We start from the raw sequence: 13,065 nt of genomic DNA on the forward strand, positions 1-13,065 counted from the left end.
CATTAGTATAGAAAACGTTGCATACTTTTAATAATCAGCGGTCTTTTGAGTGGATTCTAACAAAAGGGCATTTACATAAATCATCAGTAGGTTCATCAGAATTAACATCATCATTTTCTGAATCTTCAGTAACTTCTTCAGAACTAACATCATCATTGGCTGAGTTTTCATAAAAACCTTCTGTAAGTTCATCAGAACTAACATCATCTTTGTCACAGCTTGAAAGAAGAAACACGCCACACATTAAGATAATTAAACCCTTAGATAATTTTTTTTTGTTCATACTTTTTAAAATTTTATAGTTTACCTACTCATTTTTTTTATAGTCCTTTTTCGGTTTATTGAGACTTAAAATTGTATAACGCGCATTAGTATAGAAAACGTTATGTACTTTCGCTAAAGTAAGTAAATTATTATACTATTTAAAAGATGTAAGAAAAATATTTTATTAATATTGAATAACCTAAATACTAAAGTTGATTTTGAAAACTGAACTTTTTAGGTATTCTATTTTACATAATATACCTCGTGAGAATCGCGTATTTGAAAATTTATGAATCTTAGTACGGAATATTAAAAATATGGAGAGGGTGAAGATTTACCTATTTTATACAGAAAATATAAATGAATCGGTTCATGAATCAACTAAAACTGAATATCATTAAATTTAAGTTTTTATGAAAGCATTTCGATAATTTTGAATTATTCAGAACACAAAATCTAAATCAGTTATATGCAACGTGAGAATCGTGTATAATTTTTACGAAACCACAATTAACTTGACACAATTACTATCGATATAAGTCTGCGACGTTATATCTGCAATTATGTCAAATAGCGCCAAAAGCGCTATTGCGTAAATTGTAGTTTGTTGTACTATATTTGGTTAAAAGCGAAAGTTTATTACTTCATTTTCTTTGTTTTTTTCTTCTATAATTTTTCTCTACGATGTTAATGGAACACGTTTTTTACGGAGCGACGATATGAGCGTAGTGGAATGACTAATTCGTTAATATAATGTTTATAAGTATTAATTTTACTACTTATTAAGAAGTCAAACTTTCTTATTTTAGTGATAAATTTTACATAGATGAAAATATTACACATTACAGATTTACATTATACAAATCAAATTGGAGGGAGAACTAAACAAAAAAAATTATTAGATAATTTCTTCAATGACTTAGAAAAAAATGTTAATGAAATTGACTTTGTAATATTCTCAGGTGATTTAGTCCAGAGAGGAGATAAAATTGAAGACTTTGAGCTTGCCAGAATTAATTTCCTTGAAAGGATAGTTACTATAGCTAAAATCAACAAAGACAATATTTTTATATGTCCTGGCAATCATGATATAGATAGAAGCGTAGTTTCAAAATCATTAATTAAATATTTAGATGAAGAAATTGATGATAATGAAAAACTGAATGACATTTTTAAACAAAATAATATTGATTTAATCAACAGTCATAAACCCTTAGAAAACTACAGAAACTTTGTGAATGATTATTTTAAAGAATGTACTAATTCTTTAGACTATGTAGAAGAAATGTATTCAACTCATATTAGAAATACCAATGCAGGGAAAATAGGCTTTGTTTGTTTAAATACTGCTTGGAGGTCTGTTGGGATAAATGATGATAATAATTTATTATACCCTATAAGCAAGGTTGATGAAGCTTTAGATAGAATATTATCATGTGACATAAAAATTGTTTTACATCATCATCCTTTAAAAGATTTGCGTTCATGGAATTTATACAAAATTGAAGACGTACTCCATAAGAGATTTGATTTTATGTTAAGTGGACACATACATAAAAACAATCTGAGTCTAGATTTAACTCCTAATGATGGAGTTATTAAATTAGGCTCCTCGGCTAATCTATCTTTTGAAGTTGAATCCCAAATAGGATATTCTTTAATTAACCTTGATTATAACGAAGATGTTTTTAGTGTTGATTTTCGTATGTATGATATAAAAAACGAAGTTTTTTATCCATTAGAAAGCAAAAAATATAATATTCCAACAAATGAAATTCTTGCAAAACAAAATGAATTAAGAAAAAACATTAGAAGACGTTTTTTAGATGAACTTGATGATTCAAAATCTCTTTTTGTAGAAAGTAATAATAAGGAAAACCGTAAAGATTTACTAGAATTAAGTACTAGTCCTGTTCTTAAAGAAAAATCTATTTCTGAAGTTTTAAATGATGATAGTAGTCATCCTGATTATCTTTGGAATAATTTTTTCAAATTCGAAAAAGACTACATTGCTTTTGGCAAAGATAAATGTGGTAAAACCATTATGCTAAAAAAAATAGAATTAGAACTTCTAAGAGATTTTTCTATTTACAATAAAATACCATTTTATATTGATTTAAAATATTGGAGTAACGCTATAAATGATTTTAACTTTTTTAAAGAATTATCAAAATATTATTTTACAAATACAAATGCTGCAATTAAACTTTTTGAAGAAAAGGATTTTGTACTTCTCTTAGATAATTTTCATCTAGAAGATAATAAAACTAAAGATATTCTTGAAAAAATAGTAAGTGAAAACGATAATGTAAGAGTAATAATTTGTTCAATAAGTAGCTCTTTAAATTCATTAGATGCAGCCAGATTTGATGGACGGGATTTAAAGAAGTTATATTTTCATAGATTAAGAAAGATACATATTAAAGAATTAACTAAAAGAAATTATTCTTTTACAGAAGAAAAAGAGAATCAAGTAGTTGAAAAAATAAATTCAATCTTTAAAAAACTTTCTATCCCTTTTAATTACTGGACCGTTTCAATATTCTTGTGGGTATTTAATAAAGATGCTAATAATAAACTGCATAACGATGTAGATTTAATTAATCTTTATGTCGAAAAGCTTTTAGAAAAGGAGCAGTTAACCGTATCTGCATCTTCATTTACTTTTAATAACTATAAAAAATTATTAGCTCATTTTGCTTACTTTTTATTAGTAGAGAATCACAAGAATTCTTATTATGCTAAGTACTCAGATATTATTAATTTTTTTCAGAAATATTTGGATAAGAATCCAAGATTAAGAATAGACCCAAGAGATATTTTTGATTATTTAGATTCTAAAAGTTTATTACGGAAAAAAGACCATGATTATTATTCCTTTAGGTTAAATGGTGTTTTTGAATATTTTGTTGCATATTATATGACTTTAGACCAAGCATTCTTAAACGAAGCAATTGAAGATGAGAATTTCTATTTGTCATTTTCTAACGAATTTGAACTTTACGCTGGTTTTAAAAGGGATAACGTGGAATTTTTAAATAAAATTTACAATAAAACAAAAAAACATTTTTCTACTCTAAATCAAGAATATAACTTAAAAACCACTTCAATAGATACTGTTTTAATAAGTAAAATTGTTGAAGCAGATAAACTAGGGAAATTAATTGAAAAGTATTCTAAAAAATTTCAAGATAGTTTATCTGAAATACAACAGGATGAAATCGAAGAGCAAATTAATAAAGAGATGAAGCTTGATGAGAATCATAGTGAGGTTAAAATAAAAAAAATTAATTCACTTAATGAATCATCAAACTCATTAGAAGAAAGTTTGACGATTTTAGGTAAAGTATTTAGAAATATTGATGATGTTAATGATTCTGATTTAGTTTATCAAATTTTTGATTACATAATAGAAAATGCTTGTTTATGGAGTTTTAAACTTTTAGATGAGTTTGGAGAAATGGATATATCAGAAATAATTAAAACCGATAGTAAAGGAGAAGCTCAAGGTCTTTTAAAACTTATCTCTAATGTAATACCAACGTTAGTCCAAGTAAGGCTTTACGATATGCTTGGACATATTAATTTAGAAGGTATCATAATTGAACGATTAGAAAAATGTAAAACTGATTATAAAAACAATCAGTTTAAATTATTCATTTACACCTTTTTACTTTTAGATATTAATTATTTACAGCATAAAGCTATTGTTGAAGAAATGATACCTTTAATTAAGATTCCAATTATAAAATATTCATTTTTATTAAAATTAAATTATTATTTAAGTTTTAAAAATACTTTAAGCAGTAATGATAGGCGTGAATTAAAAAACAATATACAAAGTCAATACCTTAAATTTAATAATAAAACTGATGTTGGAGATATTCAAAAGGATATTGCATATAAATCAAAAAACAAAAAAGAATAGACTAACGTAATTCGACCTCATAAAATTTTGGTAAAACAATAGGTGAGTGGCGCGTCCATATTTTAGGCTATACAAATACAATTATCCTGTGGATGATTGTAATTGGATACAACACTTAACTAGAAGTTAATTTCAAATTGTATTTAACTAAAAATGTACTTTGGGTACATTTTCTTAACGCTAAATAGTCTAAAATATAGCGTAACGAACCGTAATTGTTTCCAAAAATTTATGCAGTCTTGATTTTTTTGTTTCTTTTTTTATCAAGAAAAAAAGAATTAATCAAAACTTAAGAAGTTCGAAAGTTTAAATCCTATTTTACATAATATTAGTAGTTACAATTAAAAAAAATTAAATAGTAACGAGAATAGAATAAGTGCTTAGAATTTTATTTTTACTCACTTATTTAATTATTTGCAAAAAGCTTTAAAGGAGTTCGTGAATCTCGTAAAAAACTCGATTTCATAAAATTTAAGCTCATGTGGAATTCCATGAGAATCGCGTAGAAAAAAATATGTAGCACAATTATTCAAATACGCGATTTTTAATAAGAGCAAAAAGGTTAGCTTTTATTTTGGTCCTTCGACTGCGCTCAGGACAGGCTATGGCAAGCGTTGGATAATTATTCGCTGATGTTTATTGTTTTAATAAAGAGCTCATGAATGCTTCGCATTTGTGTTATAAAACAATCGAGCGCTTGGTAGTGGCTATTATTTATAAACACAACTACGAAACCACAAAATAGCGCCAAAAGCGCTATTTCGTAAATTGTAGTTTGTTGTACTATAATTTATATTATGTAAAATAGAATATTTTGTACAATATATCAAATCCCCCTTTATCATAAATTCTGTTAAAATTTAAAACCTGTGAATACTTTATGATATTTCAAATCTAAAAGTTTACAAAACTTAAAGAGTTAGCTGTATATTTGTGGTTTCAAATGTCCTAAATGAAAAACACAGAAAAAACTAATAAAAGCACAAAAAACCGAATTCAACTATTACATCAATATTATAGTTACACAGGGTTTTACAGTTTTGTTTGGCAAGCCGTAAAAAGCGCTTTACCATATATAATTGGTGTTGTTGCAGTTATTTATGTTATCAATCATTTTTTTAATATTAATGCTGCCTTAACCGAACTTACCGAAATACTTCCTGCATACGGCGTATTGAGTTTCTTTTTTGTTTCCGAAACGCTATTAGGACTTATTCCACCAGAAATTTTTATCGCTTGGGCTGATAAAATGTATAGTCCGTGGTTCTTCTTAAGTATTTTAGCAGTTTTATCTTATGCGGGCGGACTTGTAGCGTATTGGATGGGACGTACCATTACTCAAATACCATCGGTTCATAATTATTTGGAAATTAAGATGGAAAAGCAACTAAAAAACTCTAAAAAATGGGGTGGTTTTTTAATTGTTGTTGGTGCCTTGTTGCCACTACCCTTTTCAATATCATGTATTGCTGCTGGTATTATTAAGTTTCCATTTAAAGCCGTTTGCCTCTATGGTTCTCTACGTTTATTGCGTTTTGTAATTTACGGCATGGTTATTTTCAACGTTTTATAAGTGCTTTTAAAAGGACAATGAACATTGTTAGAGCAACATAAAATGATTATTTTTGATTTATGAAAATTAACGATAAAAATATAAATCTAATTAAAGAACTATGTGAACAATATAAAGTTCGCTCTTTTTCTGCTTTTGGTTCGGTAACAAGAGAGGATTTTAACCAAGACTCTGACATTGATTTTGTTGTTGATTTTAATGAAAACGATCCTTTCGAATATACAAACTTGTATTTCCAATTAAAAGAAAAGTTGGAAAAGCTACTAAAACGACAAATCGACCTTATCGAGGATAGAGCCATAAAAAACAAATACTTCAGAAAAGAGCTAAACGAAACTAAAGTATTAATTTATGGACAATAAAATAAATGCTTGGTTTGAGAATTTAGAAAGATCAATCAATGAAATAAATGATTTTCTTCCTGATGAAAAGAGTTTTTAAGAAGTAGCTCTAACTAGAAAAATAGATTTTTTTGTAATCCTCAATTATAAACAAACACCATTTCTCATCATAAAAATTAACAACTATGTTTTCATCTATTAATATTTTTAGAATTGTAGCACTTTTAGAAGGTGTGTCTTATATTTTACTACTTTTTATTGCAACACCTATTAAGTATTTAGCCCACGATCCGCAGTATGTTGAGCTTTTAGGCATGCCTCATGGTTTATTATTTGTGGCTTATGTAGCGATGGCTTTTATGTTTAAAAAGGAATTTGCTTGGAACACCAAACAATTTTTAATCGTACTTGTGGCTTCAGTCATTCCTTTTGGAACCTTTTACATTGATAAAATGTATTTGAAAAATTTAAAAACGAAATGAACACTTTAAAACGTCAGTTTTTTAATTATCTAATTTCAACAGGGATAGATGAAGATCTTGCTAAATATTTAAATGTTATTGTCCTGTTAGTAGGCTTACTCCTGCTTATTTTTCTGATTGATTTTATCATTAAAAAGCTTATTATTCAAGCTTTTTCTAATTTTTCAAGTCGTACTAAAACAAATTTTGACGATTTATTAGTGGCCAATAAAGTGCCTAGAAACATTGCCCACATCATCCCATTTATTGTTGCTTTAAAGTTTATTCCAGATATTTTTGAAGACTTTAAAGATTTCGAAATCTTTGTTGAAAAGTGCTTACAGGTATTCTCTATTTTGTTAACCCTTTGGGTAGTTCGAAGCCTTTTAAACACCCTGAAAGCTTATTTAAAAACCTTATCGCGTTTAAAAGACAAACCTATAGACAGTTACATACAGGTTTTTATGATTTTCGCCTGGACTGTTGGCGTTTTTTCAGCAATAGCTATTATCACAGGAATTCCTTTTATAAAGTTTATTACAGGAATGGGAGCCATTTCGGCCGTTATCCTTTTGGTTTTTAAGGATACTATTCTAGGTTTTGTAGCCAGTATGCAAGTAGCTATAAACGATATGGTGCGTATTGGCGATTGGGTCACCTTTGAAAAATATGGTGCCGATGGCGATGTGATTGAAATTAATTTAGCCACAGTGAAAGTCCAAAATTTCGATAAAACCATCACCACTATTCCGCCTTATGCCCTTATTTCCGATTCGTTTAAAAACTGGCGCGGCATGTCTAGCTCGGAAGGAAGACGTATAAAACGAGCACTTTTTATTAAACAAGATGGTGTTAAATATTTAAGCAAAGATGCAGTTGAAGAACTTAAAAAAATTCAACTAATTAGTGCTTATCTAGAAAATAGACAAAAAGATATTGATGCCTATAACAACAATAATGCTATCGATAAATCACTTTTGTTAAATGGGAGAAATTTAACCAACCTTGGCGTTTTTAGAAAGTATATCGATTCGTATTTAAATAATCATTCTGCTATTAATAAAGATATGATGATTATGGTGCGCCAATTAGCGCCTACAACACAAGGGATTCCTCTAGAAATCTATGCTTTTAGCAGCGATAAACGTTGGGCAAATTACGAGTATATTATTGCCGATATTTTCGATCATTTAATAGCGGCTATGCCCTATTTTGATTTAGAGATTTTTGAACTGCCTAATAATTCAAGTTTTAAAGCCTAGAATTGACATCTTATTTTTCAGTAAAAACAATAAAATAAACTTGATTTCATACTAATTCTTTTAGTGTTTTGGAACACGAGTACCTTTTACTTAATTGAGGTTATTTTTTAACTATAATCATATGGTATGGGACAAAAAAAATCTGCTAGTTAAAAAACTAGCAGATTTTTTTATTTAAAAAGTTTATTGCTCTTTAGATATTAGCAGCTAAAAAGTCACCAACTTCTTTAGTTCCGTAAGCTTTTCCACCATCGGCTAAATCTTCAGTAACAACACCTTCAGCTAAAGCTTTATTTACAGCATCTCTAATCGCTTTACCTTCTTCTGGTAAATTAAAAGCGGTTTCAAACATCATGGCTGCAGATAATACTGTCGCCATTGGGTTTGCAATATTTAATCCTGTTGCTTGTGGGTACGACCCGTGAATTGGTTCAAATAAAGCAATATCAGATCCCATAGATGCCGAAGGCATTAATCCCATAGATCCTGAAATTACCGAAGCTTCATCCGTTAAAATATCACCAAAAAGGTTTTCAGTAATTAAAACATCGTAGCTATTTGGCCATTGTACCAAACGCATTGCAACCGCATCAACAAACTCGTAACTTACTTCAACTTCTGGATAATCTTTTTCCATGGCTTGAACCGTTTCTCTCCATAAACGCGACGTTTCTAAAACGTTGGCTTTATCAACACAACATAATTTTTTAGAACGTGTCATGGCCAATTCAAAACCTTTTTTAGCCAAACGTTGCACTTCTGCTCTGGTGTACACACAGTTATCAAAAGCCGTTTCTCCTCCGTCTCTTCTACCCTTTTCACCAAAGTAAATACCTCCAGTTAATTCTCTTAAGAACACTAAATCGGTGCCTTCAATACGCTCTTGTTTTAAAGGCGATTTATCCAATAAAGATGGGAATGTAAACGTTGGACGCACATTAGCAAATAAACCTAATTTTTTACGCATTTTTAATAAACCTTGCTCAGGTCTAACTGGCGCAGAAGGATCGTTATCGTATTTCGGGTGACCAATAGCACCAAATAAAACAGCATCCGAAGCCACACAAACATCATGCGTAGCATCTGGATAAGGTTCACCAACAGCATCAATCGCCGCAGCACCTGTTAAAGCGGGTTTCCATGTAATTTCGTGTCCAAATTTCTTAGCAACAGCATCACTAACTTTAACTGCTTGGTCTATAACTTCTGGTCCTATACCGTCTCCGGCTAAAAGCGCAATATTAAATTTCATGTGTTTTATTTTTAATCTTTAAATTTATATTTTTTGTACCACCTTAAGTGATTTCAATTTATTTTAAAATGATATTAAAAGTTTGGGCGTTCCCTACGCTAAAAAAAGTACCAATTATTTGATAATTTTCAAATAACGCTCCGGTCGGGTTTTCACTACTTCCGTCTCCCGTCTTCTGTCACCTGTCTTCTGTCAATTTTTCAACCCAACAAACTCCCGTCTCCCGTCTTCTGTCTCCCGTCTAACACACACCTCTCAACTAATAATAATATTCAACATTTTCTCAGTGGCAATAATTGCCGATACCGTTTGATCGGAATCTAAACCACGTGTTTTAAATTCTTTCTCATCGTTTTTCCAAGTAATAATGGTTTCACACAATGCATCCGAACGACTTCCAGGAGGAATACGAACCACATAATCAATTAAATGTGGTAATTCCATTAACTTTTCATTCTTAAAAATGCTTTTTATAGCATTCATAAAGGCGTCAAACTGACCATCACCTTGAGAAATTTCTTCAAAGGTCTCGCCTTCAATAGTAATTGAAACGGTTGTTGAAGGTTTTAAACCTTTTGAGTGTGTTAACACATAAGAGTTTACCTTAATTTTTTCTTCGTAAGTTCTATCTAAAACATCCGAAATAATATATGGCAAGTCCTCTTTTGTTACCACTTGTTTTTTATCACCTAACTCAATAATACGTTGTGTGACTTTTTTCAAGTCAGCATCATTAAGCTGAAGTCCTAATTCTTGTAAATTCTTTTGAATATTAGCTTTCCCAGAAGATTTTCCTAAAGCATATTTTCTAGTTCTGCCAAAACGTTCTGGTAACAAATCGCTAAAATACAAGTTGTTTTTATTGTCGCCGTCGGCATGTATACCTGCAGTTTGTGTAAAAACATTAGCACCAACAATTGGTTTATTTGCAGGAATTACTACTCCAGAAAAATTTTCAACCAATTTGCTAACTGTATATAAAACCTTTTCGTTTACATTGATTTTAATATGCGGCATAAAATCGTTTATAACCGCAATAGTACTAGACATTGGCGCATTTCCTGCTCTTTCGCCCATACCATTCACTGTTAAATGCAATCCGTCGGCGCCTGCGTTTAATCCTGCCATCACATTGGCCACACCCAAATCGTAATCGTTATGAGCATGGAAATCGAAATGTAAATTAGGATATAGGTCTTTAATTTCTTTTATAAACAGAAACGATTCTTCTGGCGTTAAAACCCCCAAAGTATCTGGAAGCATAATACGCTTAACAGGTTGAGTTGCTAAAAAGGCTAAAAACTCAAAAACATAGTCTTTAGAGTTTCGCATCCCATTACTCCAATCCTCTAAATAAATATTAGTTGTAATATTGTTTTTTTGAGCTAAAGCAATGTTTTCTTTTATTTCCTCAAAGTGCTGATTAGGCGTCTTTTTTAACTGATGAGTTAAATGATTTAATGAACCTTTTGTTAGCAAGTTTTGAACCTTCGCTCCTGCTTCCTGCATCCATTTTAAGGACACGCCATTATCAACAAAAGTTAAAACTTCAACAGTTTCTAGATAACCGTGTTTAGAAGCCCATTCGGTAACATCTTTAACCGCTTGAAGTTCACCTTCAGACACACGTGCCGAGGCAATCTCAATACGATCAACCTTTAATTCTTCCAGTAAAAGTTTAGCAATTGTTAGCTTCTCAGAAGCAGAAAACGACACACTCGAGGTTTGTTCACCATCGCGTAATGTCGTATCCATTATTTCTATTTTTCTAAAACTCATAGTTTAGAAAGGGCGTGATTCAGTGAAACTTTCAATCTCACTTTTCATGTTTTGTAAATAGTCGATATCATCAAAACCATTTAACATGTTGCCTTTTTTATAACCATTAATATCAAATGATTCTTGAGTACCAGATGATGGTAAAGTAATGGTTTGAGCTTCTAAATCAATCACTAATTCTGTTTTAGGATCGGCGTAAATTGCTTCAAAAATTTCATTTAAAAACTCTGGAGATATTTGCACAGGCAAAACCCCAATGTTTAAACAGTTATTTTTGAAAATATCTGCGAAGAAACTTGAAACCACACAACGGAATCCGTAATCGTAAACCGCCCAAGCAGCATGCTCTCTAGAAGATCCAGAACCAAAGTTCTTTCCTCCTACTAAAATTTTACCACCGTAAATTGAGTTGTTTAATACGAAATCTTGTTTTGGTGAATCATCACCATTATATCTCCAATCTCTAAATAAGTTGTCTCCAAATCCATCACGCGTTGTCGCTTTTAAGAAACGTGCAGGGATGATTTGATCGGTATCTACGTTCTCGATTGGTAAAGGAACTGCAGTACTAGTTAATGTTGTAAATTTATCGTAAGCCATTTTTTTTTAATTTAAAAGTGAAAAGTTAAAAGTGAAAAGTTTTAAAAACATTGACTTTAATTTTTAACTATTCCATATTCATTAATATTTATAAAAGCGTTCTTGGATCGGTAACAACACCTGTAACAGCTGCAGCTGCAGCCACTAACGGACTTGCTAACAAAGTTCTTGATCCAGGTCCTTGACGTCCTTCAAAGTTTCTGTTTGACGTACTTACTGCATATTTTCCAGCAGGAATTTTATCATCATTCATTGCTAAACATGCCGAACATCCTGGCTCTCTTAACACAAAACCAGCTTCTTCAAAAATATCTAATAAACCTTCTTCTTTAATTTTAGCTTCCACAATGTGCGATCCTGGTACTAACCAAGCTGTTACGTGATCTGCTTTTTTTCTGCCTTTAACTATCGATGCAAACGCACGGAAATCTTCAATACGACCATTGGTACAAGAACCAATAAATACGTAATCAATTTTCTTTCCAATCATTTGCTCATCTTCAGCATAACCCATGTAAGCTAAAGATTTGTCGTAAGTGGCTTTTCCACCTTCAACAGATTCCGCAGAAGGAATATTTTTAGAAATCCCCATACCCATACCTGGATTTGTTCCGTAGGTAATCATAGGTTCAATATCGCTAGCATCAAAAGTATATTCTTTGTCAAATGTTACACCTTCATCCGTTTTTAACGTTTTCCAGTATGCCATAGCTTTATCCCAATCTGCTCCTTTTGGAGTCATTGGGCGACCTTTAATATACTCGAAGGTTTTTTCATCTGGAGCAATCATACCACCACGGGCACCCATCTCGATAGATAAGTTACAAACCGTCATACGACCTTCCATAGACATGTTTTCAAAAACATCACCTGCATATTCAACAAAATATCCTGTTGCACCAGAAGTTGTTAATTGAGAAATAATATATAAACCAACATCTTTAGGTGTAACGCCTTTGCTTAATGGCCCGTTAACGCTAATACGCATTTTTTTAGGCTTTGGCTGCATGATACATTGTGTGGTTAAAACCATTTCAACCTCCGAAGTACCAATACCAAAAGCAATAGCTCCAAAAGCACCGTGTGTAGATGTATGCGAATCGCCACAAACAATAGTTGCTCCAGGAAGTGTAATACCATTTTCAGGTCCTACAACGTGAACAATACCGTTATTTTGGTGACCTAAGCCCCAGTGACTAATGCCGTATTCATTGGCGTTATCTTCTAATGTTTTTAATTGCTTAGCAGATAAAGGATCTTCAACAGGTAAATGTTGATTGATTGTTGGAGTGTTATGATCGGCAACCGCAAATGTACGCTCTGGATATAACACGCTTAAACCTCTACTTTTTAAACCGACAAATGCTACTGGACTTGTAACCTCATGAATTAAATGACGGTCGATAAAAAACACATCTGGACCATCTTCAATTTTTCTTACAACATGTGAATCCCACACTTTGTCAAACAATGATTTACTCATAAATATCTTATATTTTGTGTTAAAGTAGCTTTAAACCCTAATAAAATAAGGTTTAGGAAGCCATAAAGAAATACAAATTTATGCTTTATTAGATGTATTTAAAACTTAAAGCCACTTTGTTA

General features: G+C 31.0%; 10 protein-coding genes. 5 read left to right on the plus strand and 5 right to left on the minus strand.

Going from position 1 to position 13,065, the window contains the following annotated elements:
- Positions 1-34: 34 nt before the first annotated feature.
- Positions 35-283, minus strand: coding sequence for a hypothetical protein (locus H6X70_RS09855; RefSeq protein WP_194767511.1), 249 nt, complete (start codon positions 281-283; stop codon positions 35-37).
- Positions 284-1,090: 807 nt separating this feature from the next.
- Between H6X70_RS09855 and H6X70_RS09860 the strand changes: the two genes are divergently transcribed.
- From H6X70_RS09860 to H6X70_RS09880, 5 genes are all read left to right on the plus strand, one after another.
- Positions 1,091-4,192, plus strand: coding sequence for a metallophosphoesterase (locus H6X70_RS09860; RefSeq protein WP_194767512.1), 3,102 nt, complete (start codon positions 1,091-1,093; stop codon positions 4,190-4,192).
- A 952-nt stretch (positions 4,193-5,144) separates the two neighbouring features.
- A complete protein-coding gene (locus H6X70_RS09865; protein WP_194767513.1) occupies positions 5,145-5,765 on the plus strand; it encodes a YqaA family protein in 621 nt (206 codons plus the stop codon).
- A gap of 59 nt (positions 5,766-5,824) precedes the next feature.
- Positions 5,825-6,127: a nucleotidyltransferase family protein gene (locus tag H6X70_RS09870; RefSeq protein WP_194767514.1), complete on the plus strand. Its 303-nt coding sequence runs from the start codon at positions 5,825-5,827 to the stop codon at positions 6,125-6,127.
- Positions 6,128-6,291: 164 nt separating this feature from the next.
- Positions 6,292-6,588, plus strand: a complete 297-nt coding sequence (locus H6X70_RS09875) for a DUF3817 domain-containing protein (protein ID WP_194767515.1) — start codon at positions 6,292-6,294, stop codon at positions 6,586-6,588.
- Entirely contained in the window at positions 6,585-7,829 is a 1,245-nt protein-coding gene (locus H6X70_RS09880) for a mechanosensitive ion channel family protein (protein ID WP_194767516.1), read from the plus strand. The genes H6X70_RS09875 and H6X70_RS09880 overlap by 4 nt, the downstream gene beginning before the upstream one ends.
- Positions 7,830-8,022: 193 nt before the next feature.
- Here H6X70_RS09880 and leuB read toward each other — a convergent pair whose 3' ends face one another.
- The 4 genes from leuB to leuC all read right to left on the minus strand — a co-directional run bounded on the left by leuB (position 8,023) and on the right by leuC (position 12,943).
- Positions 8,023-9,081: a 3-isopropylmalate dehydrogenase gene (gene leuB, locus H6X70_RS09885; RefSeq protein ID WP_194767517.1), complete on the minus strand. Its 1,059-nt coding sequence runs from the start codon at positions 9,079-9,081 to the stop codon at positions 8,023-8,025.
- A gap of 255 nt (positions 9,082-9,336) precedes the next feature.
- On the minus strand, positions 9,337-10,860 hold the full coding sequence (locus tag H6X70_RS09890) for an alpha-isopropylmalate synthase regulatory domain-containing protein (RefSeq protein WP_194767518.1): 1,524 nt from the start codon (positions 10,858-10,860) through the stop codon (positions 9,337-9,339).
- A gap of 3 nt (positions 10,861-10,863) precedes the next feature.
- Positions 10,864-11,460, minus strand: a complete 597-nt coding sequence (gene leuD, locus H6X70_RS09895) for a 3-isopropylmalate dehydratase small subunit (protein ID WP_194767519.1) — start codon at positions 11,458-11,460, stop codon at positions 10,864-10,866.
- 88 nt (positions 11,461-11,548) lie between these two features.
- A complete protein-coding gene (leuC, locus tag H6X70_RS09900; RefSeq protein WP_194767520.1) occupies positions 11,549-12,943 on the minus strand; it encodes a 3-isopropylmalate dehydratase large subunit in 1,395 nt (464 codons plus the stop codon).
- Between the last annotated feature and the right edge of the window lie 122 nt (positions 12,944-13,065).

This window comes from Tamlana sp. I1 (assembly GCF_015355625.1).
Lineage (GTDB): Bacteria > Bacteroidota > Bacteroidia > Flavobacteriales > Flavobacteriaceae > Pseudotamlana.

Excerpts from the sequence above, each read along its gene's own strand:
- H6X70_RS09855 (WP_194767511.1), bottom strand. The coding sequence starts at position 283 with ATGAACAAAAAAAAATTATCTAAGGGTTTAATTATCTTAATGTGTGGC.
- H6X70_RS09860 (WP_194767512.1), top strand. The coding sequence starts at position 1,091 with ATGAAAATATTACACATTACAGATTTACATTATACAAATCAAATTGGA.
- H6X70_RS09865 (WP_194767513.1), top strand. The coding sequence starts at position 5,145 with ATGAAAAACACAGAAAAAACTAATAAAAGCACAAAAAACCGAATTCAA.
- H6X70_RS09870 (WP_194767514.1), top strand. The coding sequence starts at position 5,825 with ATGAAAATTAACGATAAAAATATAAATCTAATTAAAGAACTATGTGAA.
- H6X70_RS09875 (WP_194767515.1), top strand. The coding sequence starts at position 6,292 with ATGTTTTCATCTATTAATATTTTTAGAATTGTAGCACTTTTAGAAGGT.
- H6X70_RS09880 (WP_194767516.1), top strand. The coding sequence starts at position 6,585 with ATGAACACTTTAAAACGTCAGTTTTTTAATTATCTAATTTCAACAGGG.
- leuB (WP_194767517.1), bottom strand. The coding sequence starts at position 9,081 with ATGAAATTTAATATTGCGCTTTTAGCCGGAGACGGTATAGGACCAGAA.
- H6X70_RS09890 (WP_194767518.1), bottom strand. The coding sequence starts at position 10,860 with ATGAGTTTTAGAAAAATAGAAATAATGGATACGACATTACGCGATGGT.
- leuD (WP_194767519.1), bottom strand. The coding sequence starts at position 11,460 with ATGGCTTACGATAAATTTACAACATTAACTAGTACTGCAGTTCCTTTA.
- leuC (WP_194767520.1), bottom strand. The coding sequence starts at position 12,943 with ATGAGTAAATCATTGTTTGACAAAGTGTGGGATTCACATGTTGTAAGA.